Origin of the sequence: Streptomyces sp. NPDC015346 (genome assembly GCF_043078785.1) — a bacterium.
Lineage (GTDB): Bacteria > Actinomycetota > Actinomycetes > Streptomycetales > Streptomycetaceae > Streptomyces.
Map to the genome: position 1 here is coordinate 294771 of NZ_JBIBTW010000007.1, position 23280 is coordinate 318050.

General features: G+C 72.0%; 20 protein-coding genes and 1 tRNA gene. 7 read left to right on the forward strand and 14 right to left on the reverse strand.

Annotated elements, in window-relative coordinates; all coding sequences use genetic code 11:
• The first annotated feature begins 192 nt into the window (after positions 1-192).
• The gene (locus tag ACF06X_RS25765) at positions 193-1236 is read left to right on the forward strand and encodes a PAC2 family protein (RefSeq protein WP_392289659.1); all 1044 of its coding nucleotides are present in this window, start codon (positions 193-195) and stop codon (positions 1234-1236) included.
• A gap of 124 nt (positions 1237-1360) precedes the next feature.
• Here the strand turns inward: ACF06X_RS25765 and ACF06X_RS25770 are convergent, their stop codons facing one another.
• The 5 genes from ACF06X_RS25770 to ACF06X_RS25790 form a co-directional block, all read right to left on the reverse strand.
• Positions 1361-4417 (reverse strand): NPCBM/NEW2 domain-containing protein, encoded by a 3057-nt coding sequence (locus tag ACF06X_RS25770; protein WP_392289660.1) that lies wholly within the window; start codon positions 4415-4417, stop codon positions 1361-1363.
• 116 nt (positions 4418-4533) lie between these two features.
• The gene (mshC, locus tag ACF06X_RS25775) at positions 4534-5763 is read right to left on the reverse strand and encodes a cysteine--1-D-myo-inosityl 2-amino-2-deoxy-alpha-D-glucopyranoside ligase (protein WP_392289661.1); all 1230 of its coding nucleotides are present in this window, start codon (positions 5761-5763) and stop codon (positions 4534-4536) included.
• 160 nt (positions 5764-5923) lie between these two features.
• On the reverse strand, positions 5924-6814 hold the full coding sequence (locus ACF06X_RS25780; RefSeq protein ID WP_392289662.1) for an SCO1664 family protein: 891 nt from the start codon (positions 6812-6814) through the stop codon (positions 5924-5926).
• Positions 6778-7368: a DUF3090 domain-containing protein gene (locus tag ACF06X_RS25785; protein ID WP_215073599.1), complete on the reverse strand. Its 591-nt coding sequence runs from the start codon at positions 7366-7368 to the stop codon at positions 6778-6780. Before ACF06X_RS25785 ends, ACF06X_RS25780 begins: the two co-directional genes overlap by 37 nt.
• 76 nt (positions 7369-7444) lie before the next feature.
• Positions 7445-8134, reverse strand: coding sequence for a histidine phosphatase family protein (locus ACF06X_RS25790; RefSeq protein WP_392289663.1), 690 nt, complete (start codon positions 8132-8134; stop codon positions 7445-7447).
• Between the two features lie 142 nt (positions 8135-8276).
• Between ACF06X_RS25790 and corA the strand changes: the two genes are divergently transcribed.
• Entirely contained in the window at positions 8277-9269 is a 993-nt protein-coding gene (gene corA / locus ACF06X_RS25795; RefSeq protein ID WP_392289788.1) for a magnesium/cobalt transporter CorA, read from the forward strand.
• Between the two features lie 30 nt (positions 9270-9299).
• Here the strand turns inward: corA and ACF06X_RS25800 are convergent, their stop codons facing one another.
• Both ACF06X_RS25800 and ACF06X_RS25805 read right to left on the reverse strand, forming a co-directional pair.
• On the reverse strand, positions 9300-10085 hold the full coding sequence (locus ACF06X_RS25800; protein ID WP_392289789.1) for a ferritin-like domain-containing protein: 786 nt from the start codon (positions 10083-10085) through the stop codon (positions 9300-9302).
• Between the two features lie 217 nt (positions 10086-10302).
• Positions 10303-11352 (reverse strand): LLM class F420-dependent oxidoreductase, encoded by a 1050-nt coding sequence (locus tag ACF06X_RS25805; RefSeq protein WP_392289664.1) that lies wholly within the window; start codon positions 11350-11352, stop codon positions 10303-10305.
• A gap of 129 nt (positions 11353-11481) precedes the next feature.
• Between ACF06X_RS25805 and ACF06X_RS25810 the strand changes: the two genes are divergently transcribed.
• Together ACF06X_RS25810 and ACF06X_RS25815 are read left to right on the forward strand one after the other, a co-directional pair.
• Positions 11482-12468 carry an aldo/keto reductase gene (locus ACF06X_RS25810; protein ID WP_392289665.1) on the forward strand — a complete coding sequence of 329 codons (987 nt, stop codon included), beginning with the start codon at positions 11482-11484 and terminating at the stop codon, positions 12466-12468.
• Complete coding sequence (locus tag ACF06X_RS25815; RefSeq protein ID WP_392289666.1) at positions 12465-14765, forward strand: helix-hairpin-helix domain-containing protein; 2301 nt, start codon at positions 12465-12467, stop codon at positions 14763-14765. The genes ACF06X_RS25810 and ACF06X_RS25815 overlap by 4 nt, the downstream gene beginning before the upstream one ends.
• 119 nt (positions 14766-14884) lie before the next feature.
• Here the strand turns inward: ACF06X_RS25815 and ACF06X_RS25820 are convergent, their stop codons facing one another.
• Positions 14885-15532 (reverse strand): hypothetical protein, encoded by a 648-nt coding sequence (locus tag ACF06X_RS25820; protein WP_392289667.1) that lies wholly within the window; start codon positions 15530-15532, stop codon positions 14885-14887.
• Positions 15533-15579: 47 nt separating this feature from the next.
• Between ACF06X_RS25820 and ACF06X_RS25825 the strand changes: the two genes are divergently transcribed.
• Positions 15580-15768 (forward strand): DUF5703 family protein, encoded by a 189-nt coding sequence (locus ACF06X_RS25825; RefSeq protein ID WP_100106356.1) that lies wholly within the window; start codon positions 15580-15582, stop codon positions 15766-15768.
• A 224-nt stretch (positions 15769-15992) separates the two neighbouring features.
• Here the strand turns inward: ACF06X_RS25825 and ACF06X_RS25830 are convergent, their stop codons facing one another.
• The 3 genes from ACF06X_RS25830 to ACF06X_RS25840 form a co-directional block, all read right to left on the reverse strand.
• On the reverse strand, positions 15993-16742 hold the full coding sequence (locus ACF06X_RS25830; protein ID WP_392289668.1) for a chaplin family protein: 750 nt from the start codon (positions 16740-16742) through the stop codon (positions 15993-15995).
• Positions 16743-16897: 155 nt separating this feature from the next.
• A complete protein-coding gene (locus ACF06X_RS25835) occupies positions 16898-17131 on the reverse strand; it encodes a chaplin (RefSeq protein ID WP_392289669.1) in 234 nt (77 codons plus the stop codon).
• 144 nt (positions 17132-17275) lie between these two features.
• On the reverse strand, positions 17276-18601 hold the full coding sequence (locus ACF06X_RS25840) for a M20/M25/M40 family metallo-hydrolase (protein ID WP_392289670.1): 1326 nt from the start codon (positions 18599-18601) through the stop codon (positions 17276-17278).
• A 209-nt stretch (positions 18602-18810) separates the two neighbouring features.
• On the opposite strand from ACF06X_RS25840, the gene ACF06X_RS25845 reads away from it, so the two are divergent.
• Positions 18811-18898: transfer RNA gene (locus ACF06X_RS25845), tRNA-Leu, on the forward strand.
• Between the two features lie 64 nt (positions 18899-18962).
• A complete protein-coding gene (locus ACF06X_RS25850; protein ID WP_392289671.1) occupies positions 18963-19889 on the forward strand; it encodes an RluA family pseudouridine synthase in 927 nt (308 codons plus the stop codon).
• On the opposite strand, the gene ACF06X_RS25855 is transcribed toward ACF06X_RS25850, so the two are convergent.
• The 3 genes from ACF06X_RS25855 to ACF06X_RS25865 all read right to left on the reverse strand — a co-directional run bounded on the left by ACF06X_RS25855 (position 19873) and on the right by ACF06X_RS25865 (position 23177).
• Positions 19873-20502, reverse strand: coding sequence for an MBL fold metallo-hydrolase (locus tag ACF06X_RS25855; RefSeq protein WP_392289672.1), 630 nt, complete (start codon positions 20500-20502; stop codon positions 19873-19875). The genes ACF06X_RS25850 and ACF06X_RS25855 overlap by 17 nt on opposite strands.
• Positions 20502-21590: an S-(hydroxymethyl)mycothiol dehydrogenase gene (locus ACF06X_RS25860; RefSeq protein WP_392289673.1), complete on the reverse strand. Its 1089-nt coding sequence runs from the start codon at positions 21588-21590 to the stop codon at positions 20502-20504. The genes ACF06X_RS25855 and ACF06X_RS25860 overlap by 1 nt, the downstream gene beginning before the upstream one ends.
• 117 nt (positions 21591-21707) lie before the next feature.
• Positions 21708-23177 (reverse strand): amino acid permease, encoded by a 1470-nt coding sequence (locus ACF06X_RS25865; protein ID WP_392289674.1) that lies wholly within the window; start codon positions 23175-23177, stop codon positions 21708-21710.
• Positions 23178-23280: the final 103 nt, after the last annotated feature.

A 23280-nucleotide genomic window follows, 5' to 3' on the forward strand; every position in this document is an offset into this window, starting at 1 on the left:
GGAGGCCGCCCCTTACCGCGTACGCGCGTGCGATCGGGCGGGCCACGCGTCGGCCGCCCGTGTGCCGGGCCGATTTCCTGGGTAGTCGATCAAGGCCGCGAAGGCTCCCGGTGAGGTACGAGGGCTGCGGACGGGCCGCCGGAAAGCCGTAAGGTTGGTCCGTACGACAGGAACTTCGGAAGGAGGCACTGGGTGATCGAGCTCGAGGGCGTGCCCGAGCTGATCGACCCGGTCATGGTGGCGGCGTTCGAGGGCTGGAACGACGCCGGCGACGCCGCCTCCACCGCGGTCGCGCATCTGGACCGGGAATGGAAGGGCGAGGTGTTCGCGGCGCTCGACGCCGAGGACTACTACGACTTCCAGGTCAACCGGCCCACGGTGTGGCTGGACGGCGGCGTCCGGAAGATCACCTGGCCGACGACCAGACTGTCCGTGGTCAGGGTCGGCGGCGAGAAGCCGCGTGACCTGGTCCTGGTGCGCGGGATCGAGCCGTCGATGCGCTGGCGCTCGTTCTGCAACGAGATCCTGGGCTTCGCCCATGAGCTGGGCGTGGAGATGGTGGTGATCCTGGGCGCGCTGCTCGGCGACACCCCGCACACCCGGCCGGTCCCGGTCAGCGGTGTCACCTCCGATCCGGACCTGGCGCGGACGATGGATCTGGAGGAGACGCGCTACGAAGGCCCGACGGGCATCGTCGGCATCCTCCAGGAGGCGTGCACGCACGCGGGCGTGCCCGCGGTCAGCCTGTGGGCGGCGGTGCCGCACTACGTCTCGCAGCCGCCGAACCCCAAGGCCACGCTGGCGCTCCTGAACCGGCTCGAGGACCTCATCGGTCTGCGCATCCCGCTGGGCGAGCTGCCCGAGGACGCGCGGGCGTGGCAGCTGGGCGTGGACCAACTGGCCTCCGAGGACAGCGAGGTGGCGGAGTACGTCCAGACGCTGGAGGAGGCCCGGGACACGGCGGAGCTGCCGGAGGCCTCGGGTGAGGCGATCGCCCGGGAGTTCGAGCGCTATCTGCGGCGCCGTGAGCCCGGGCAGGGCCCCGGTCCCGGGCCGGGCCTCGCGACGGAGGGCGGCGACACCTCGTACCTGCGGGACACCTCCAGCGGCCGGACCCGCCCGCCGAAGCCGGAGCAGCCGGGCCCCGAGTCGGCGCCCGAGGCCGGTCCGGGGGCGCCGTCCGGGCGTTCGGGGCCCGAGGAACCGCCTCAGGAGGGCGACGACGCCGACGAGTAGGACGTACGGCGGCGAAGGACGTACGGAAGGGGGCCGCGCCCGGATCGGCGCGGCCCCCTTCCGCGTGCTCAGACCTTCCTCGTGCTTACACCTTCCGCGTGCTCACACCGCCTGTCGCACCGGTTCAGGAGCAGGCGAAGCGGGCCGCCGCCCAGTCCCCGTGGTCGCCGCTCTTGGAGCCGTTGGTGTCGGTGATCCGCAGACGGACATGGCGGGCGCCGGTGACGTCCACGTCGACGGGTACGGTCGCCGAGGCGCCGGTCAGCTTCGGCGAGGTCCACAGCACCTCGCCGTCGGCCTCCACCGAGAACGCCACCTCCCCGTAGCCGTTGATCTCGTCGTCGATGCCGACGTCGGCGGTGAACGCGGTGCAGCGGCCGCCGAGGTAGACCTCGATGTCGGAGTCGGCGTGGGCGCCGATCCCCTTCTCGTACGTCTTTCCGGCCAGGGTGAGGGTCCGGCCGTCGTTCGCGCCCGACTCGCCGTTGGAGCGGTCGCGTTCGGGCGGGCCCCAGCCGTTGGTGGACTTCAGCCAGACGAGGTCGCTCGCCCAGGACGCGGTGGCCGGCGGCTCGGGCATCACGCCGACGGCGAAGCGCTGGAGGGCGGTGCGGTCCTGTCCTGCGGAGCGGTGCCGGGCGGTCGCGGTGAGCGTGGCCTCCCCCGGCTCGGCCTCCTCGGCGGGGGTGACGGAGACCTCGACCCGCCGGGTGGTGCCGGCCGGGATGCGCTCGACGGGCGCGGCGGGGGTGACCTGCCAGCCCGCCGGGGCCGTCAGGGAGACCTCCACGCCGGTCGCGTCCCTGGTGCCCGCGGTGACGTCGACGGCGACGGTGCCGGGCGCTCCCGCGCCCAGCTCCTGTCCGGGGGCGACGGCGAGGGTGGCGGCGGCCCCGGGTACGGCTCCGCCGACCGCGCTGGTGTCCTTCAGGGTGAGCGTAAGGCCGCGGTCGGTGCGCTGGTCGGCCGTCTTGACCTTCACGACTCCGCCGCGGTCGTCACGGTCGTACCACCAGCCCTGTGTCGCGGCCTCGTAGGCGGACCGGGAGGTGAGCCGGGGCAGCTTCCGCTCGCCGAGCGTCACGCCGCTCGGCGCGTCCCCGGTGTGCACGGTGAACTGGTACGGCCGGGCGGTGGACTTGCCCGCGAACGTGCCCCTGCTCTCCCCGATCCGTACGGTCACGTCGCCCGCGCCCCGCCGCGGCGCCCGGACGTCGGCGCGCTGGGTGGCGTACTGGCCGGTGCGGTGGGCGCGGGTGACGCCGTCGTCCTCGTACAGCTCGAAGGACGAGGTGCCCTGCGGGTAGATGTCCCAGGCGAGCGGGGATCCGGGGGTGCGGTCGGCGTACGAGCGGATGCCGCCCGGCCACATCGGGACGGCGGCGCCGGCCCGGACGAACAGGGGCAGGGTGTCGAGCGGGGCGCTGTAGTCGTCGACGGTGACCGGGCCCTCGTAGGTGCGCCCGCTCCAGTAGTCGATCCAGGTGCCCTGGGGAAGGTAGATGCCATCACGCTCGACGGCGTCCTGGTGGACGGGGGCGACCAGGAATTCCTCGCCGCTGAGGAACTCGTACTTCGCGGCGTCGGTGGCGGCCTTGGGGTCGTCGGGGTACTCGAGGACGAGCGGCCGGGCGAGGCCCACGCCGGTCTTGGTGGCCCGGTGGACGTGCGAGTAGATGTAGGGCAGCAGCGCCTCGTGGAGCTTGAGGTAGTCGCGGTTGACCGAGGTGTACGGCTCGCCGTAGCGGAAGGGCTGCTTGTCGTTGGCCGCCCAGCCGTCCATGGTCATGGTGACGGGCAGGAACATCTTCCACTGCAGGTCACGGGTGTACGTCTTGGCGCTGCCGCCGAAGATGCCGTCGACGTCCCCGGTGGTGTAGGCGAGGCCGGACATGGAGGCGCCGGCGTAGGTCGGGATCTGCCAGCGGATGTACTCCCAGGTGCCGGCCTGGTCGCCGGACCACTGGACGCCGCAGCGCTGGGCGCCCGACCAGCTCTCGGGTGCCCAGGTGAAGCCGCGGGCGTCGCTGTTCGCCTCGATGCCGGCGTAGGCGTCCTTGCAGCCGTCGAGGGCGAACTTGTAGCCCGCGCCGACCCAGGCGACGTCGAGCTTGGCGACCCGCTGGCCCGCCTTGACCTGCTCGGCGAGGGTGTCGAGGCCGTCCTCGGTCCACAGGCCGAGCTGCATCTTGCGCTGCTGGAGGCCGGCGGCGGTCTCGGCGAGGTTCTCGTAGCCGCAGCCGTAGCCGTCGTTGACGAGCATCCAGCCGTTGGGCATGTCGTTCTGGACGTAGCCGTCGGCGACCTTCAGGGCGTCGAGGGTGTGGCGCTCGCCGCGGTTGGCGTTGTGGAGGTAGCAGTCGGCGTCGCCGATCTCCAGGCCGTAGACGGGTGGCAGGAACGGCTTGCCGGTGAGGGCGGTGTACTGGCCGATGACGTCCTTGAGGGCGTCGGAGCCGGAGCCGGCGAAGTAGTAGGCGTCGAAGCGCTGTTCGCGGGCGCTGGTGGTGACCGGCTCGCCGAAGACGTAGGTGCCGGGGGCGTAGGTGTTGCGGTAGACGCCGTAGCCGGCCGAGGAGAGGTAGAACGGGACGGAGTTGGGGTGGCCGCCGTCGTTCCAGTTGTAGTCGACGCCGACCTCGACGGTCTTGCCCCGGTGCGAGGTGTTGCCGCGTCCGTTCTGCATGCCGGCGCCGTAGAACTGTTCGTCGGCGCCCCGGGCGAGGGTCTGCGTGGTGCGGTCCTGATGCCAGGTCAGGCCCTTGGTCTCGGACCACAGCGGGGTGCCGTCGGCGCGGTACGCCTCGAACCGCAGGGGCGCCTTGTAGGCGCGCAGGGTCACCGCGGCGGAGGCGAGTTCGTAGCGGTCGCCGCGGTCGTACCAGCGGGTGGCGGGCGGCGGGCCCTGCGGCAGGACGATGTCCCGGCCCGTGGGGTCGGTGAACGTGCCGTCGGGGGCGAGTTCGATGCGGAAGGTCTCCGCCGTGACGAAGCTGACGCGGGCCCGGGCGGGGCCGGCGGTCAGCTCGTAGACGGAGCCTTCGGCGGTGAAGCCGGTGACGTCCCCGACGGTGGTCGGGGGCGGTTCGGCGGACTGGGCGCTTCCGGGTCCCGCGAAGACCGCGAGGAGCCCGAGCAGAGCGCCGGCGACTGCAGCTCTCGTGCGCATTCCTGATTGCATGGAGCCTCTTTAGCGCAGAAACAAGCATGAGCACAGGGGCAGAACGGAACCGCCCTCGGACTTCGCGGGGAAGTCCGAGGGCGGCCGCGTGAAAGGGGGTTGCGCGGAGGTGCTCGTTACAGCGCGACGCCGAGCAGTGCGTCGACGGCGCGGGAGACGAGGCCGGGCGCGGACTCGTCCTCGCCGCCCTCGGCGGTCTGCCGCTCGGCCCAGCGGTCGACCGCGGCGAGCGCGGCCGGCGCGTCGAGGTCGTCGGCGAGCGCCTCGCGGATCTCCTCGACGAGCGCGTCGGCGGACGGGCCGTCGGGACGGGAGACCGCGGCGCGCCAGCGGTCCAGGCGGGCCAGGGCGTCCTGGAGGACCTGGTCGGTCCACTCCCAGTCGGCGCGGTAGTGGTGGGAGAGCAGCGCGAGCCGGATGGCGGCCGGGTCGACGCCCTGGCGGCGGAGCGTGGAGACGAAGACCAGGTTGCCCTTGGACTTCGACATCTTCTGGCCGTGCAGGGCGACCATGCCGGCGTGGACGTACGCCTTGGCCATGGGGAACTCGCCGGTCAGCGCCTGGGCGTGGGAGGCGCCCATCTCGTGGTGCGGGAAGATCAGGTCGGAGCCGCCGCCCTGCACGTCGAAGCCCATGCCGAGGTGGTCGAGGGCGATGGCGACGCACTCGATGTGCCAGCCGGGGCGCCCCGGGCCGAGGCTTCCGCCGTCCCAGCTGGGCTCGCCGTCGCGGGCGGCCATCCACAGCATCGGGTCGAGCGGGTTCTTCTTGCCCGGACGGTCGGGGTCGCCGCCGCGCTCGGCGGAGAGGTGGCGCATCAGCTCGGTGTCGTAGTGCGACACCTGGCCGAAGTGCGGGTCGGCCTCGACGGAGAAGTAGATGTCGCCTTCCAGCTCGTAGGCCGCGCCGGAGTCCCGCAGCCGCTCGACGAGCGGCACGATGCCCGGTATGGCCTCGACCGCGCCGATGTAGTGCTGCGGGGGCAGCATCCGCAGGGCGGTCATGTCCTCGCGGAACAGGGCGGTCTCGCGCTCGGCGAGGCCGACCCAGTCGATCCCGTCGCGGATCGCCCGTTCGAGGAGAGGGTCGTCGACGTCGGTGACGTTCTGGACGTAGTGGACCTGCCGCTTGGTGTCGAGCCACACGCGCTGAACGAGGTCGAACGCGTTGTAGGTCGCCGCGTGACCCAGATGGGTCGCGTCGTACGGCGTGATGCCGCAGACGTAGATACGGGCGACGGGGCCGGGGGCGAGGGTCACTCGTCCGCCGGTCGCGGTGTCGTGGATCCGGAGGTCGCGGCCCTTGCCGGGCAGGGCGGGGACCTCAGAAGCGGGCCAGGCATGCATGACCTGAGCGTAACCGGACAGCTGTTCCGGATACGAACCGGATGCGGGATCTTGACCGAATAGGCGGTCTTGCGGGTCAGCGCCGTCCGTGCATACCCCCAGGGGGTGCGGGCGGTCGGCCGAGAGGTGGCCGGATCCCGACGGTCAGACCGACGCGAGCTCAGACCGGCGGCCAGGGGATGGCGGGCCACTGTCCGGAGGGCTCGGGGTGCCGTCCGGTCGTGCGCAGCCGGGTGACGCGGCCGCGCAGCGCGTCCACCTCGGCCGCCGTGAGCAGCTCCGCCAGCCGGGTGGTGAGCGGGGTGCCGGGCGCGAGGGAGGCGTCGAGCCGGTCCAGCACCTCGGTGGCCTCGGCGGGCAGCTCCTCGCCCGCCCAGCCCCACAGCAGGGTGCGCAGCTTGTCGTCCACGTTGAAGGTCACGCCGTGGTCGATGGCGTAGAGCCGCCCGTCCGGGGCGGGCAGCAGATGTCCGCCCTTGCGGTCGCCGTTGTTGATGACGGCGTCCAGGACGGCCAGGCGGCGCAGATCCGGGGTGTCGGCGTGGACGAGGAGCGCGGTGCGGTCCTCGCCGACCTGGGCCGGGCCGACGGCCTTCCAGCCCTCCCCCGCCTCCTCGTCCTCGGTGAGGGCGAGGAGGTTCACGCCGGGGTCGGCCTCGACCCACAGCTGGACCATGCCCTCGCCGTACGGTCCGTCGCGCAGCACGGTGGGCGGTACGAGCCCCCAGCCGGTCGCCTCGGAGAGTGCGTAGGCGGCGACCTCGCGCTGAGCGAGGGTGCCGTCGGGGAAGTCCCACAGCGGGCGCTCGCCCGCGACGGGCTTGTAGACGCAGAAGGCTTCCGCGCCCTCGTGGGCGACGGAGCAGTAGAGCACCGCGTTCGACGCCTCGCGGACCTGACCGCGGACGGTCAGCTCGCCCTTGGCGAGCAGGTCGACGACCGGAACGGACGGCGCGGTCGCCGCGCTGGGGGCGGTCGCCACATGCGGCGCCGTCGGCACGCTCGGCAGCTCCGTCATGCTCCCCGCCGGTATCCGTTCTGGCGCGGGCACACATGGCCCTCGGGGTCGAGCGGCAGGCTGCACAGCGGGCACGGCGGCCGGCCGGCGTTGACCACGTCGAGGGCGCGCTTGGCGAAGGCCCTGGCCTGGGCGCCGGTGAGGCGGACCCGCAGCATCGGCGGGCCGTTCTCCTCGTCCTGCAGCAGCCGCTCCTCGGCCTCGGCGAGGTCCTCCTCGGACTCCGCGTCGAGCTCCACGAGCGCCTGGGCCTCGACGATCATGCGCTGTTCCTCGCCGTCCCAGGCCAGCGCCATGGTGCCGACCCGGAACTCCTCCTCGACGGGGGCGTCGAGCGGCGCGGTGTCCGCGATGTCGGCGGGCGCGACCGCGGGGACGGGGGCGTTGCCGCCGGTGCGGCGCACGACCTCGTCGAGGAGTTCGTCGATGCGTTCGGCGAGCGCGGCGACCTGGGTCTTCTCCAGGGCCACACTGGTGACCCGGCCCGCCGCGGACGCCTGAAGGAAGAACGTACGGCGGCCAGGCAGCCCGACCGTGCCGGCCACGAAACGCTCCGGTGGGTCGTAGAGGAACACCTGACGGGACACGTCCCTGACTCCTTGAGTCTCGACAGTGGTGAAGGCCCGCGCTACAGCGGCCCGTCCACCCTACTGCGCGGATGGATCACGGTGCGCCCGCACCGCCCCCGACCTCCGCGGCCCCGCCGTTCCCGCCGTTCTCCCGGGCGGCGAGGGCGGCGAAGTCGCCGGTGTCGCCGAGGCGTACGAGGAAGGGACGCAGCCGTGTGTAGCGGATGACGGTGAGGGAGCAGGGGTCGACGTGGATGCGCTGGAAGAGGTCCAGGTGCATGCCGAGGGCGTCCGCGACGACCGACTTGATGATGTCGCCGTGCGAGCACATGGCGTAGACGGCGTCCTCGCCGTGCTCGGCCTCGATCCGGGCGTTCCAGTCCTGTACGGCGTCGACGGCCCGCGCCTGCATGGCGCGCATCGACTCGCCGCCGGGGAAGGCCGCGGCGGAGGCGTGGGTCTGGACGATCTCCATGAGCGGCTCGTCGTTGAGCTCGGCGAGCTTGCGGCCCGACCAGTCGCCGTAGTCGCACTCGCTGATCCGCTCGTCGGTGTGGAACGGCAGGCCGGGCCGGGCGTCGAGGAGCGGTCGCAGCGTCTCGAGGCAGCGCTGCAGCGGGCTGCTGACGACGGCGGCGAGCGGTACCCCGGCCAGCCGCCCGGGCAGCGCGGCGGCCTGGGCGGCTCCTCGTTCGTCGAGGGCGACTCCCGGGGTCCGTCCGGCGAGGACCCCTGAGGTGTTGGCGGTGGAGCGTCCGTGGCGGACGAGGATCAGCGTGGCCATGGCGGCAAGCGTAGGCGGCCGCACGCGCGCGTGGGGGCGGTCAGGGTCTACGGGTGCGGCCGGGCCTGTCCGAGCGGCGGGCGGCCGGCCGGCTGGGCCGGTCCGATTTCTCGTGTGCGTGGACCGGGCGGTCCGGGGAAGAATACGGCGCGTGATCGTGGACTCTGCCATCTACCGGGACGGGCGCCGTACGGACGGCCCCGCCGACCTGTCCGACGCCCTGGAGGAGGCGAGGGCGACCGGCGACGCGTTTCTGTGGGTCGGACTGCACGAGCCGACCGAGGACGAGTTCGACCATGTGACGGCCGAATTCGCGCTGCACCCGCTGGCCGTCGAGGACGCGCTCAAAGCCCATCAGCGCCCCAAGTTGGAGGTCTACGACGACTCCCTCTTCGTCGTCCTCAAGCCGGTGCTGTACGAGCCGGAGAGCGACCGGGTCTCCTCCGGCGAGGTCATGGTCTTCATGGGCGACTCGTTCGTGGTGACGGTCCGGCACGGCGAGGGCGCGCCGCTCGCGGCGGTACGGCGTCGGCTGGAGGCCGAGCCGGAGGTGCTGCGGCAGGGCCCGACGGCCGTGCTGTACGCGATCAGCGACGAGGTCGTGGACCACTACATCGACGTGGCGGCCGAGCTTCAGATCGACCTGGAGGAGCTGGAGGCCGAGGTGTTCGCCCCGGCCGGCGTGAGCGCGGGGAACACGGCGGCGCGGATCTACACGGCCAAGCGGCAGGTGCTGGAGTTCCGCCGGGCCAGCAGTCCGCTGTCGGCGCCGATGGAGCGGCTCGCGGCGGGGACCGTGCCGTTCGTGAACGAGGAGGCGAAACCGTTCTTCCGGGACGTCGCGGACCACCTGATCCGGGCCACCGAACAGGTGGAGGGCCTGGACCGGCTCCTCTCGGACGTGCTGTCGGCGCACCTGGCCCAGATGGGTGTGCGGCAGAACGACGACATGCGGAAGATCTCGGCGTGGGCGGCCATGGCAGCGGTCCCCACGATGGTCGCGGGGGTCTACGGCATGAATTTCGACCACATGCCGGAGCTGCGCTGGGCGTGGTCGTACCCGGCGGTGATCGCGCTGATGGCGGGGGCCGTACTGGGCCTGTACCGGCTCTTCAAGCGCCGGGGCTGGATGTGACGCGCTTGCGCCCCTGAGCGGAGGCCGGGGTCAGAAAGCGGGGGCCGCGGTCGGGGGGCCGCCGAGCGCGTCGCGCCGCTCGGGCATCTTGAGGTCGACCATCCTGCGCCAGCCGCCCGCCCGCTCGTACGCGTACATGGCGTGGATCCCCGCCGCCAACGCGAGCGACTTGACCCTGGGCCAGCGCAGGATGCGGCCCATGTGGCTCATCACGGCGAGGCTGACGTCACGGTAGACCTGGATCTCGGCGAGCGCGGACTCGCGCAGGGTGCGCTGGATGAGCGGGCCGTGTCCGGCGTACGCGAGGCGCAGCAGTTCCTCGTGACAGTAGGCGAGGTGGTTCTCCTCGTCGTTGTCGATCATGCGGATGGCCTTGCCCAGCTCGGGGTGGTCCCCGAAGTGCTTGACCAGCATGTCCATCTGATCGGCCGCCCGCTGCTCCGTGACCCGGCTGTGCGCGAGGTAGACGATGATGTCCCGCTCGCTGAGGGGTTCGTCGCGCCGGAGTTTGTCGTGGGCGAGACCGATCCCGCGCCGTTCGAGGAGCATGGTGTAGTCGGTGTCGGGCGGCACGGGGACGGGTTCGACTCCGCGCTTCTTCATCAACGCGTTGAAGATCCGGCCGTGCTTGTCCTCGTCGGCACCGTGCCGGGTGATCTTGGGCGCCAGGTCTTGCATGCCCGGGGCGACGAGCGCAGCGATCCGGCCGTTCTCCCAGCCGCCCTGGGTCTCGCCGCTGGCGGCGATGGAGCAGAAGAGCCGGAAGGACTCGTCGTTGTCGATGATCTCCTGGAACAGGCTCTTGGCCGAGAGCATTGCAGCCACCACCTCCACGCGGCCGTCCGCACACCGCACGCCGCAGAGCACGAGTGAAGTGCGGCACGGCCCCGTGGGCAAGACGACAGTCCGCCGACTCCGCCGAAAGAGTGAGCCCGGCGTCCGTAACCGCCGAGCCGCGTGGAGCGTTGTGCTGCGTGACGGCCGTGGCGGGGAAGACCCCCGAGCCCCCACCACGGCCGCAGGCTTTTCTCCGCTACGCCAGACCGGCCCGCTCCAGGGCCTCCGTGCCCGCCCGCAGCGCCGCCACCCGCTCGTCCAGGGTGAAGCCGGCCGGGGCGAGGGTCAGCGTGGTGACACCCGCCTCGGCGTAGGCCTTCATCCGGTCGGCGATCCGGTCGACGGAGCCGAGCAGGGTCGTCTGGTCGATCAGCTGCCGCGGTACGGCCGCCGCTGCGCCGGTCTTGTCGCCGGACAGGTACTTGTCCTGGATCTCGGCGGCTTCCTTCTCGTATCCCATGCGCCGGGCGAGCTGGTTGTAGAAGTTCTGCTTACGGCTGCCCATGCCGCCGACGTACAGCGCGGTGTACGGGCGGAAGAGGTCGGCGAGGGCGCCGATGTCGTCGCCGAGGGCGATCGGCAGGGTCGGGTGGACATCGAAGCCCTCCATGGTCAGCCCGGCCTTCTCACGGCCGGCCCGCAGCGGGCGCAGCGCCGTCTCCTCCAGGTGCTCGGCGGAGGGGAAGATCAGCAGCGCGCCGTCGGCGATCTCGCCGGTCTGCTCCAGGTTCTTCGGGCCGATCGCGGCGATGTAGAGCGGGATGTGCTCGCGCTGCGGGTGGACGGTGAGCTTGATGGGCTTGCCCGGGCCGTCCGGCAGCGGGAGCGTCCAGTGCTCGCCCTCGTAGGTGAGGCGCTCTCGGGACATGGCCTTGCGGACGATCTCGACGTATTCGCGGGTGCGGGCCAGCGGCTTGTCGAACTTGACGCCGTACCAGCCCTCGGAGACCTGCGGTCCTGAGACGCCGAGGCCGAGGCGGAAGCGGCCGCCGGAGAGCGAGTCGAGGGTGGCGGCGGTCATCGCCGTCATGGCGGGCTGGCGCGCCGGGATCTGCATGATCGCGGAGCCGACGTCGATCCGCTCGGTCTTGGCGGCCACCCAGGAGAGCACCGTGGGGGCGTCGGAGCCGTAGGCCTCGGCGGCCCAGCAGACGTCGTATCCGAGGCGGTCCGCCTCCTGCGCGACGGCGAGGTTGTCGCCGTCCATTCCGGCGCCCCAGTAGCCGAGGTTGATGCCGAGCCGCATATCCGCACCCTCTTTACTGATCAGTAACGTCCCTTGGGCCGGACTCTAGCGCGCGGGTGCGGGATCCGTCAGGGGCACGTTGTCCACAGGCTCTCTCCGCGTGGGGTCTTGGCCAGTAATCTCGCGCCCATGGAGCAGAGGCATCTCGGACGTACCGGCCTGCGCGTGTCCCGCATCGGGCTCGGCACCCTCACCTGGGGCCGGGACACCGACGAGCACGACGCCGCCGAGCAGTTGAAGGCGTTCTGGGAAGCGGGCGGCACGCTGGTCGACACCGCGGACGTGTACGGCGGCGGCGAGGCGGAGTATCTGCTGGGGCAGCTCGTCGAGCGGCTGGTGCCGCGCCGGGATCTGGTCATCTCCACGAAGGCGGGCAGCGTGCCGGACCCCGACCGGCGGACGGACGGCTCGCGCGGCCATCTCCTGGCGGCGCTCGACGCCTCCCTGGAGCGTCTCGGCACCGACCACGTGGACCTGTGGCAACTGCACGCCTTCGATCCGTACACACCTCTGGAGGAGTCTCTCCAGGCCCTGGACATCGCGGTGAGCACCGGACGGGCCCGCTATGTGGGGGTGTCGAACTTCTGCGGGTGGCAGCTGGCGAAGGCGGGGACCTGGCAGCTCGGCACGGCGGGCGGGGCGCGGACCCGGCTGGCGGCGACGCAGATGGAGTACTCCCTGCTGCAGCGCGGCATCGAGCGGGAGGTCCTGCCCGCCGCGCTCGACCTGGGAATAGGCCTGTTGCCCTCCTCGCCGCTGGGCCGCGGGGTGCTGACGGGGAAGTACCGGCACGGTACGCCGACGGACTCGCGGGGCGGCTCGGAGACCATGGCGCCCTTCGTGGAGCCGTATCTGGACGAGGCCGCGAGCCGGATCGTGGACGCGGTGACGACGGCCGCGGACGGCCTGGCGACGACCCCGCTCCAGGTGGCGCTCGCGTGGGTGCGGGACCGGCCGGGGGTGGTCGCCCCGATCGTCGGCGCGCGTACCGCGCAGCAGCTCACGGCCGCGTTGTCAGTGGAGAGCCTTAGTCTTCCTGACGAGATCTGTCGGGCGCTCGACGATGTGTCGGCGCCCGTGCACCGCTATCCGGATCAGGACTGGAGCACCCTGTGACCGAGCCTTCCCGGGAGACCACTCCCGAGGCCGCCGAGCCCGTGCGGGGCGAGAACGACGAGGCCCTCGTGGAGCCGGCCGCCGCGGGACCGGTGGCGGACGAGGCGACGCCGGAGACGGCCGAAGGGGACGCTCCACCGGCCGCCACGGAGGCGGACGCCGATACGGACGGGGACGCGGACCCCGACGCGGACGCCCCCGCCGACGGGGGCACCGACGTGTCACCGGTCGGTGAGGCGAGTGACGGGGGCGCCGCCGGGGCGCCCGCCGCCGACGCGAGCGGCGATGAGGCGGCGAAGGCCGCCGAGCTCTCCGAGGCGCAGGCCGAGCTGGTCGCGCAGCGTGAGCTGCGGGCCCGGATCGAGCAGCGCAAGGCCGAGAAGGAAGCCCCCATCGAGGCGGGCACCAAGCTCAGCGGCACGGCGGCCGACCTGCTCGCGGCGGTACGGGCCGTGGAGAGCGGTACGACGTCGGGCACCGCGTTCTTCGAGACGCCCGAGCCCCCGCGCCGGCCCGCGCCGGCGCCGGTCACCGCGCCGGTCACGCCGGTGCGTCCACCGGCTGGGGCACCGACCGCGGGGCCCGAGACGCTGACGGCCGTGCGCGAGGTCCTCGCGAGCGGCGGGGCGCCCGAGACGCTGGCGGGGCCGGTCGCGGCCACGCTCGGCGAGAGCGCCGCCCAGGCGCTGCGCGAGGACCCCTGGCGGCTGCTCTCGGTCGCCGGGGTGCAGCCCGAGCACGCGGACGCGTTCGCCCGGGCGCTGCTCGGCCCGGAGTGCGGCCCCGGCGATCCACGCCGCGCCGTCGCGCTGGTGACCTGGCTCCTCGAACGGGCCGCGGTGAAGGGGCACACGGCCCTCGAGGACGCGGCCGTCCGGTCCGGGCTCGCCAAGCTGTCGGTCCCGGATCCGGACGAGGCGGTCAAGGAGGCGGTCTCCGAGGGCGCGGTGCTGGTCTTCCAGGAGGAGACCGAGGAAGGCGCGGAAGACCTCGAAGCCGACGAGACGGCTGAGGGCGCCGAGGGGGCCGAGGCGGAGGAGTCCCGGCCGGAGGGGCCCGACACCGGCCTGGACGTTCCCGTGCTGCTCGGGCTCGACCGGTACGCCCTCGCCGAGGAGAGCCTGGCCGACGGCCTGGCCCGGCTGGTCAAGACCGTCTCTCCCGAGGTCTGGGAGGGGCCGGAGCTGGTCCGGGCCGCCGGCGCGCACGGCCTGGTTCTGCACACCGGTGGCGAGGCGGCCCGCAGCGAGCCGGTGGCGCTCGCCGAGGCCGCCCGCGACCGGGGCCTGAGAGTGGCGATCGCTGCGCACAGCGAGAACGGCGTCCGCCGCCTCGGTGCCCCGGCGCTCACGGTCGCCGCCCTGCTCTCCGGGGCGGCGGGCCCCGGCCGCGACGAGGAGGGCGCTCTCGCCCTCGACCTACTGGTCGTCCTCGACGCGCCGCAGCTGGACGTCGAGAGCGCCGCGATGCTCGTGGAGTCGCTGCCCGACGGCTGCCGTCTGGTCCTTAGCGGCGACCCCGCCGTCCTCGGTTCCGCGGGCGCGGGCCGGGTCTTCGGCGATCTGCTGGCGGCCCGGGTGTGCCCCCAGATCGCGTCCCGCGTCCCCGACCCCGGCCCGATCGGGGAGCTCGTCTCGGGGATCGGCATCGGCGAGCTGAACCAGGTCGAGGCCCCCGGCAAGGAGGTCGTGATCGTCCCGGCCCGGGACGCGGGCGAGGCCGTCCACCGCACGGTCCAGCTGGTCGCCGACTCCGTCCCCCGGGCGATCGGCGTGCCGTCCGAGCGGACGCAGGTGATCACGGTCGGCCACGGCGGCTCGGCCGGCACCCGCGCGCTGAACGCGGCCCTGAAGGAACGGCTCAACCCCGGCCCCGGCCGCTTCGGCGGCTTCGACCCGGGCGACCGGGTGGCGTACGTACCGGCGCCGGGACGGACGGTGACCGGGACGGTCCTCTCGGCCGACGCGGAGGGGCTGCGCCTGGAGTGCGAGGGCGAGAAGCTCCTCGTACCGAAGGAGCGGGTCGAGGCGGCGCTGCGGCACGGCTGGGCGCTGACCGCGCACCAGGCGGCCGGGATGCGGTGGCCCGCTGCGGTCGTCGTCCTGCCGGGCGACGCGGCCCAGGGCCTGAGCCGGGCCTGGGTCTACACGGCCTTCGGCCGCGGCGAGCGCCATCTGTCGGTGGTCCACGGCGTGGACCAGGCGCTGCCCCGGGCGGTGGCCGAGGGGGTCGCCGAGGAGCGTACGACCCGGCTGCGACCGCTTCTGGAAGCACTGCTGGCCGCCGCGGAGGACTGACGGCGGAGGACTGACGTAAGAGGGCGCAGGGGGGCAAGAGGGAGGGCGGGGCGCCACGCACGGTGCCCCGCCCTCCCCCGTCAGCCCCGTACTCCCGGCCGAGGCGTACCCCGGGTCCGTCAGGCCTCCTGCTCCTCCAGGTCGTCGTCCAGCTCGTCGTCGAAGACCGCGCTCACGTCGAAGCGGCAGACGATCCGCTCGGGGTCGGCCTGCTCGAAGGGCGCGTTCAGCCACTCCCCCGGCTCCGGCAGGTCCTCGGCCGCGGAGACCCAGAGCGTGGAGTCGCCCTCCTCCAGGCCGAACTCCTTGTGCCGGGAGGCGATTTCGTCCGGTTCGTACTCGCCGAAGAGCACACCCAGCGCCGCGTGCGTGCTGGCCCCGACCACGGCGGCGGACTCCGCGCGCTCCTCGCCGCCCTCCACGTCGGCGATGCGCTGGGCCTGGGCGAGCAGGCGCTCGGGTTCCACCACTGCGTAGTCGCGACGGATCAGCACGCTGAGGGCGTGCGGCTCCTCGGGCCCGGTGTACGGCGGCAGGGAGTCGTCGGCGCCCGGGATCTCGAAGGGGGTGACCTCGTCGTACCGGTCGTAGAGCCGCTCGTCGTACGCCTCGGCCGCCGCGGCGAGGGCATTGAAGGCTTCGTAGACGGCCGGGTCGTCGTCCCCGGTGCGGCGTTCGACCGCCTCGAGGTGACGGTCCAGTGCGGCCTTGACCGCCTCGGCGGCGGCACGTACCTCGGCAGCCGTGGGCTGCGCAGCATCAGACATAGGACAGACGCTATCCGTACCTGGCCCGTGCCCGCACAATAGATGCGATGCCGGAATACGAATTTGTCGACGTGTACGTGCCGCGCGGCGTCTCCCGCAAGGAGGCGACGCGGCTCCTGACCGACCATGCCGAGTACGGACACTGGGAGTTGGACCGTCTCACCCTCCACCGGGACGGCAGCCGGAGGGTGCGCCTGCGCAGGCGCATCATTCGTCAGGTCCGCGCCACCTGGTGACAGGAAAGGGGCCCCGCCGTGCGGGGCCCCTGTGCGTCGCGCCTGCGTCCTAGGTCGTGTCCGGAAAGTCTCGCCTGGTGCGCGACGCCCTGCACGCACGCTCGCCGCGTTGTCGTCGGTCGCCATGGCTCCGCCATTGTCTCCCTCCTCCGCCTTGCGATCGCACGCACCGGACGCCGCGCACCCCGCCCTCCGGGCGGACGGCGATACTTTCCGGACACTCCCTAGGCGGACCGGCGGGCGCGGCGGTAGATCACGGAACCGGCGAGCAGCAGCCCCGCGCCGGCCGGGATGATCATCCCGAGCGGGCCTGAGCCGGTCTCCGCGAGCTCCTCGGTGGCGTCCGACTCCGCGATGGTGTCGGTGTCCGGCTGGTTCGGCCCCTGCGGGGTGGCGGGGCCGCCCGGGTGCTCGCTTCCGCCGCCCGGGCTGACCGGCGTCCCGGGGGTTCCGGGGTTCTCCGGCGTCCCCGGGTTGCCCGGGTTCTCCGGATTGCCGGGGTTGCTCGGGTTACCGGGGTTGCCCGGCTGCTCCGGGTGGCCCGGGTGCGTCGGCTCGATGCCGTTGTCGCACTCGTTGCCGAACGTCGGGTTGATGGCGCCGACGCCCGTGACGCTGTTCCCGCACACGTTCACGGGGACGTGGACCGGCGCCTGCACGTTGTTGCCCGATCCGATACCGGGCGAGTCGCTCGTGGACCCCTCGGCCGACGAACCGCCGCCGCCCGGCTCCGAGACGTTGGCGCACTTGTTGCCGAACGACGGATTGATCAACCCGACGACACTGACGGTGTTTCCGCAGATGTTCACCGGGGCGTGCACCGGCGCCTGGACGGAGTTTCCGGACGCGATGCCCGGAGAGTTCGAGGCCGTACCGTTCGCACCCGCTTCGGCGTGCGCGTACCCGCCCCCGAGGGCGATGACGCCGCCCGCGGCCGCAACGGTGATCAGTCCCTTACGCGTGACCTGTCGCATAGCTTGTCCTGCCTTCTGGGCTTCTTGCCTTCTCGGCTTCAGAAGAGGGCCTCCGGGCACGGTGCCCGGGGCGGAAATGCCCACCGGCCCCGGAGTGCATGGCACGCACTCCGGGGCCGGCCGGGGCTCAGACCCTCACGGGTCGAGGCACAACGTCAGGCGTTGACGCAGGTGTTGCCGAAGGCGGGGTTCAGCAGCCCGATCACGTTGACCGTGTTGCCGCAGACGTTCACAGGGAGATGAATCGGCACCTGGATGACGTTGCCGGAGACCGCGCCGGGGGAATCGAGGGCGGCACCCTGGGCACCCGTGTTGGCAACGGCCATGCCCGCACCCGCGAGAACGAGACCGCCAGTGGCAGCCGCAGCAGCGACGACCTTCTTGATCATTATTCCTCCTTGTTGGCAATGCGGTCCTAACCGCGGACCGCATCACCTGTAACGAGAAGGAAGTTATGGGGCTACGAACCGATGAGTGCATTCACTCTTTCCGGTCACATGCGCACGCGTGGGCGATTACCGGAACGGGCGAAATCAGGACGCGTCGATGAACCGGTCGAGGACCCGGACGCCGAACTTCAGGCCGTCCACCGGCACCCGCTCGTCCACTCCGTGGAACATCCCGGCGAAGTCGAGCTCCGGCGGAAGCTTCAGCGGGGCGAAGCCGAAGCAGCGGATGCCGAGGTCGTCGAACGACTTGGCGTCGGTGCCGCCGGAGAGCATGTACGGCACGGCCCGGGCGATCGGGTCCTCGGCCTTGAGGGCCAGCTGCATCGCGTCGACGAGGTCGCCGTCGAAGCTGGTCTCCAGGGCCTTGTCCCCGTGCACGTCCTCCCGCTTGACCCGCGGGCCGAGGATGCGGTCGAGATCGGCCAGGAACTCCTCCTCGTAACCGGGCAGGAACCGTCCGTCGACATGCGCGGTGGCCTGCCCGGGGATGACGTTCACCTTGTACCCGGCGCCGAGCATGGTGGGGGCGGCCGAGTTACGGAGCGTGGCGCCGATCATCTTGGCGATGCCGCCGAGCTTGGCGAGGGTGGCGTCCATGTCCTCGGGGTCGAGGGGGGTGCCGAGCGCGTCCGAGAGTTCGTCCAGGAAGGACCGTACGGTCTTGGTCATCCGTACCGGCCACTGGTGGCGGCCGAGGCGGCCCACGGCCTCGCAGAGCTCCGTGATCGCGTTGTCCTTGTTGGTCATGGAACCGTGACCGGCCGTGCCCTCGACCGTCAGACGCATCCAGTGCATGCCCTTCTGGGCCGTCTCGACGAGGTAGAGCCGCAGGTTCTCGTTGACGGTGAAGGAGAAGCCGCCGACCTCCCCGATCGCCTCGGTGACGCCCTCGAACAGGTCCCGGTGCTTGTCGACCAGGTGCCGGGCGCCGTAGGTGCCGCCGGCCTCCTCGTCGGCGAGGAAGGCGAGGACGATGTCCCGCGGGGGCTTGCGGCCGCTGCGCAGCCGGTCCCGTACGACCGCGAGGGTCATCGCGTCCATGTCCTTCATGTCGACCGCGCCCCGGCCCCAGACGCAGCCGTCGGCGACCTCACCGGAGAAGGGGTGGTGGGTCCAGTCCTCGGCGTTGGCCGGGACGACGTCGGTGTGCCCGTGGATGAGCAGCGCCGGCCGGGACGGGTCCTCTCCCTCGATACGGGCGACGGTGGAGGCCCGGCCCTTGTGCGACTCGATGATCTTCGGCTCGAGTCCGACCTCCGCGAGCTTCTCGGCGACGTACTCCGCCGCCGCGCGCTCGCCGGGGCCGGAGTGGTCGCCGTAGTTGCTGGTGTCGATGCGGATGAGGTCACGACAGAGGTCCACGACCTCGTCCTCGCCCGTGACGCTCCGGGCCGTGTTCGACTCGCTCACGCTGCTTCCTCCCACTACGTGCCCCACGTGATTGCTGGTGCTCGCCCCATCCTCCCGCGCCCGGCCCCCGAGACCCAAGGGCGCCCGTCGGCGGACATGCGGCCGTCACACGGTTCTCACCCCGGGGAGGGTGGTGATCGGCCACTCCGAATGTTTGCTATGGTTTTCCACGTCGGAACGGCCCAGCGGGCCAGGAAGACAGACACCTTGTCCGGGTGGCGGAATGGCAGACGCGCTAGCTTGAGGTGCTAGTGCCCTTTATCGGGCGTGGGGGTTCAAGTCCCCCCTCGGACACCAGCGAAAGACCCCACATCACGTGGGGTCTTTCTTGTTTTGAGTGCTCCTGACGGCGGTGGAACCGGTGAGACGCAGAACGAAGGCCGTGGCCGCTCCCCTGCCGCAGCGGGAGGGGGTGGATCCGGTGATGGTGCGGTTGCCCGGGGATCCGGGGCGGGTGTGGGGGACCGTCGGGGAGCATCTGCGGGCGCGGTTCGGGGGTGCGATCGGGGTCGGGCGGGTCGAGGAGATGTTGCGGGACGGCCGGTTCGTGGGGGTGGACGGGCCGGTGAGCGGGGGTGAGCCGTACGCCGCCGGGATGCGGGTGTGGTTCCACCGGGACTTTCCGCCGGAGGAGCGGGTGCCGTTCGAGATCGGGGTCGTGTACCGCGACGAGCGGATCGTGGTCGCCGACAAGCCGCACTTCATGGCGACGATGCCGCGGGGGCGGCATGTGACCGAGACCGCGCTCGCCCGGCTGCGGCGGGAGCTGGGGATGGCGGAGTTGCAGCCGGCGCACCGGCTCGACCGGATGACGGCCGGCCTGGTGCTGTTCGTCGTGCGGCCGCGGGACCGGGGGGCGTACCAGACGCTGTTCCGGGACCGGCTGGTGCGCAAGGAGTACGAGGCGGTGGCGGCGTACGATCCGGGGCTCGCGCTGCCGGTGACCGTGCGCAGCCGGATCGTGAAGGAGCGCGGGGTGATGGCCGCCCGGGAGGAGCCGGGTGAGCCGAACAGCGAGAGCCGGATCGAGCTGGTGGAGCACCGGGGCCCTCTGGGGCGGTACCGGCTGCTGCCGGCGACCGGGCAGACCCATCAGCTGCGGGTCCACATGAACGCCCTGGGGCTGCCGATCCTGAACGATCCGCTCTATCCCGTGGTCCGTGAGGACGGGCCGGAGGACTTCGGCCGTCCGCTGCAACTTCTCGCGCGGAGGCTGGAGTTCACCGACCCGGTCACGGGTGAGGGGATGCGTTTCGAGAGCCGGCTGCGCCTCAGTGGCCTCGGGTGAGCCACTCCTGAAGGTGGGGGGCCTCCGCGCCGATGGTCGTGGAGTCGCCGTGTCCGGTGCGGACGACCGTCTCCGGCGGGAGGGTGAGGAGGCGGTCGCGGATCGAGTCGATGATCGTCGGGAAGTGGGAGAAGGACCGGCCCGTCGCGCCGGGGCCGCCCTGGAAGAGGGTGTCGCCCGTGAAGACGGTGCCGAGGTCGGGGGCGTAGAGGCTGACCGCGCCGGGGGCGTGGCCGGGGGTGTGGAGGACCTGGAGGTCCGTGCCGGCGATGGTCAGGATCTGGCCGTCGGTGAGTTCCCCGTCCGGGGTGTGGTCGGGGTGGGTCTGCTTCCAGAGCGGCTGGTCGTCGGCGTGCAGCAGGATGCGGGCGCCGGTGGCGGCGGCGAGGGCCGGCGCGGCGTCGATGTGGTCGTTGTGGGCGTGGGTGCAGACGATCGCGCGGAGGGTGCGGCCGTCGAGGGCGGCGAGGATGGCCGGGGCGTCATGGGCGGCGTCGATGACGATCGCCTCCGAGTCGTCGCCGACGATCCAGACGTTGTTGTCGACGTCCCAGGTGCCGCCGTCGAGCGAGAAGGTGCCGGAGGTGACGAGGTGTTCGATGCGGGCGGTCATCAGAGGACCACCACCGAGCGCAGGACTTCGCCCTCGTGCATGCGGGCGAAGGCCTTCTCGACGTCGCCGAGCCCGATGGTCTCGGTGACGAACGCGCCGAGGTCGATGCGGCCCTGCTGGTGCAGGTCGACGAGCATGGGGAAGTCCCGGGAGGGCAGGCAGTCGCCGTACCAGGAGGACTTGAGCGCGCCGCCGCGTCCGAAGACGTCGAGGAGCGGGAGTTCGAGCGTCATCTCGGGGGTGGGCACGCCGACGAGGACGACGGTGCCTGCGAGGTCGCGGGCGTAGAAGGCCTGCTTGTACGTCTCCGGGCGGCCGACCGCCTCGATGACGACATCGGCGCCGAAGCCGCCGGTGAGCTCGCGGATCGCGTCGACGGGGTCGGTGGAGCGGGAGTTGACGGCGTGGGTGGCGCCCATCGTCCGGGCGGTCTCCAGTTTGCGGTCGTCGATGTCGACGGCGATGATCCGGGCGGCCCCCGCCAGGCGGGAGCCCACGATCGCCGCGTCGCCGACGCCGCCGCAGCCGATGACGGCGACGGTGTCGCCGCGGCCGACGTTTCCGGTGTTGAGGGCGGCGCCGATGCCCGCCATGACGCCGCAGCCGAGGAGTCCGGCGACCTCGGGGGCGACGGACGGGTCGACCTTGGTGCACTGGCCCGCGGCGACCAGGGTCTTCTCGGCGAAGGCGCCGATGCCGAGGGCCGGAGAGAGTTCCTGTCCGGTGGCGGCCAGGGTCATCCGCTGCCGCGCGTTGTGGGTGTCGAAGCAGTACCAGGGGCGGCCGCGCAGACAGGCCCGGCAGGCGCCGCACACGGCGCGCCAGTTGAGGATCACGAAGTCGCCGGGGGCGACGTCGGTGACGTCGGCGCCGACCGCCTCGACGACGCCCGCCGCCTCGTGGCCGAGGAGAAAGGGGAAGTCGTCGTTGATGCCGCCCTGTTTGTAGTGGAGGTCGGTGTGGCAGACCCCGCACGCCTGGATCCGCACGACGGCTTCGCCCGGGCCCGGGTCGGGGATCACGATCGTCTCGACCCGGGCGGGCTCGTTCCTGCCGGGGGCGATGACCCCCTGGACTTGCTGCGGCATGGCAGACACCCCTTCGCTGTAAGGCTCTTGGGTATCACTATCTCCTGACACAGCGCGAGACCCCCGCAGAGCGCGCCTGCGGGGGTCTCGTCACCCGTGGGGGGTGCGGAGGCGGATTCAGCCCTTGTACGCGGCCGCGGTCGCGCGGACCCGCTTGCGGACCAGGAACCAGCCGCCGACCAGCATCAGGGCGATGAGCGGGAGGCAGTTCACCGTGGTACGGCTGATGCCGCCGTCCATCCACATCAGGACCAGGACCGAGCCGAGGAAGACCAGCGTGACGATCTGGGTGTACGGGGCCCAGGGCAGCCGGTAGCCGGGGCGGGTGACCCGGCCGTCCTTGGAGCGGTTCACGAACAGCAGCGAGCAGACCATGATCATGGCCCAGGTGCCGATGATGCCGATGGAGGCGAAGTTCAGCACGAGCTCGAAGGCCTCGCCGGGCATGACGTAGTTCAGGCCGACGCCGAGGACACCGAAGGCGGCGGTCAGCAGGATGCCGCCGTAGGGGACGCCGCCCTTGTTCATGACGCCGGTGAACTTGGGCGCGGAGCCCGACAGCGACATGGAGCGCAGGATCCGGCCGGTCGAGTAGAGACCCGAGTTGAGGCTGGAGAGCGCGGCGGTGAGGACGACCAGGTTCATCACGCCGGCGGCGCCGGGGACGCCGAGCTTGTCGAAGACGGTGACGAAGGGGCTCTGGTCGCCGGAGTACGCGGTGTACGGGAGCAGCAGCGCGAGCAGGACGACGGAACCGACGTAGAAGAGGCCCACGCGCCACATGATCGAGTTGATCGCCTTCGGCATGATCTTCTCGGGGTTCTCGGTCTCACCGGCGGCGACGCCGCACAGCTCGACGGAGGCGTACGCGAAGACGACACCCTGGATCAGCAGCAGCATCGGCATGACACCGCTGGGGAAGATGCCGCCGTTGTCGCTGATGGTGGACAGGCCCGGGGTGTGGCCGCCGACGTCGTGCGAGGTGGCGATCAGGAAGATGCCGATCAGCATGAAGGCGACCAGGGCGCCCACCTTGATGATCGCGAACCAGAACTCCATCTCGCCGAAGTACTTCACGGAGATGAGGTTGGCGGCGAGGACGACCGCGAGGGCGATCAGCGCCAGGATCCACTGCGGGACGTCGCTGAACATGGCCCAGAAGTGGGCGTAGGTGGCGGCCGCGGTGATGTCGGCGATGGCGGTGGTCGACCAGTTCAGGAAGTACAGCCAGCCGGCCGTGTAGGCGCCCTTCTCGCCCATGAACTCACGGGCGTAGGAGACGAAGGCTCCCGAGGAGGGGCGGTACAGGACCAGCTCGCCCAGGGCCCGCACCACGAAGAAGGCGAAGACGCCGCAGACCGCGTAGGCGATGAAGAGGGACGGTCCGGCGTTCGCCATGCGGCCACCGGCGCCGAGGAAGAGTCCGGTGCCGATCGCGCCACCGATGGCGATCATGTTGATGTGCCGGGACTTCAGGTCCTTGCGGTACCCGGCGTCACCGGCGTCGACGTGGGGGGAGCCCGGCGCCACGGACGCCGGTGGCGTGGCGGACAGCGTGTCGGCCGCAGGGAAGGTGCGGTCACTCATGGAGTTGTTCGCCTTCGTGAGGGGGAGGGTCTGTGCGGTACCCGGCCGCGCGCGCGTGGAGGTCTTCCATCGCACGGCCAGCGGACATACTCACGGCAAGCGG

Bases quoted from the DNA above. Each gene is read 5' to 3' on its own strand.
- ACF06X_RS25770 (WP_392289660.1), bottom strand. From the start codon at position 4,417: ATGCAATCAGGAATGCGCACGAGAGCTGCAGTCGCCGGCGCTCTGCTC.
- mshC (WP_392289661.1), bottom strand. From the start codon at position 5,763: ATGCATGCCTGGCCCGCTTCTGAGGTCCCCGCCCTGCCCGGCAAGGGC.
- ACF06X_RS25790 (WP_392289663.1), bottom strand. From the start codon at position 8,134: ATGGCCACGCTGATCCTCGTCCGCCACGGACGCTCCACCGCCAACACC.
- ACF06X_RS25800 (WP_392289789.1), bottom strand. From the start codon at position 10,085: ATGCTCTCGGCCAAGAGCCTGTTCCAGGAGATCATCGACAACGACGAG.
- ACF06X_RS25805 (WP_392289664.1), bottom strand. From the start codon at position 11,352: ATGCGGCTCGGCATCAACCTCGGCTACTGGGGCGCCGGAATGGACGGC.
- ACF06X_RS25810 (WP_392289665.1), top strand. From the start codon at position 11,482: ATGGAGCAGAGGCATCTCGGACGTACCGGCCTGCGCGTGTCCCGCATC.
- ACF06X_RS25820 (WP_392289667.1), bottom strand. From the start codon at position 15,532: ATGTCTGATGCTGCGCAGCCCACGGCTGCCGAGGTACGTGCCGCCGCC.
- ACF06X_RS25825 (WP_100106356.1), top strand. From the start codon at position 15,580: ATGCCGGAATACGAATTTGTCGACGTGTACGTGCCGCGCGGCGTCTCC.
- ACF06X_RS25830 (WP_392289668.1), bottom strand. From the start codon at position 16,742: ATGCGACAGGTCACGCGTAAGGGACTGATCACCGTTGCGGCCGCGGGC.
- ACF06X_RS25835 (WP_392289669.1), bottom strand. From the start codon at position 17,131: ATGATCAAGAAGGTCGTCGCTGCTGCGGCTGCCACTGGCGGTCTCGTT.
- ACF06X_RS25855 (WP_392289672.1), bottom strand. From the start codon at position 20,502: ATGACCGCCCGCATCGAACACCTCGTCACCTCCGGCACCTTCTCGCTC.
- ACF06X_RS25860 (WP_392289673.1), bottom strand. From the start codon at position 21,590: ATGCCGCAGCAAGTCCAGGGGGTCATCGCCCCCGGCAGGAACGAGCCC.
- ACF06X_RS25865 (WP_392289674.1), bottom strand. From the start codon at position 23,177: ATGAGTGACCGCACCTTCCCTGCGGCCGACACGCTGTCCGCCACGCCA.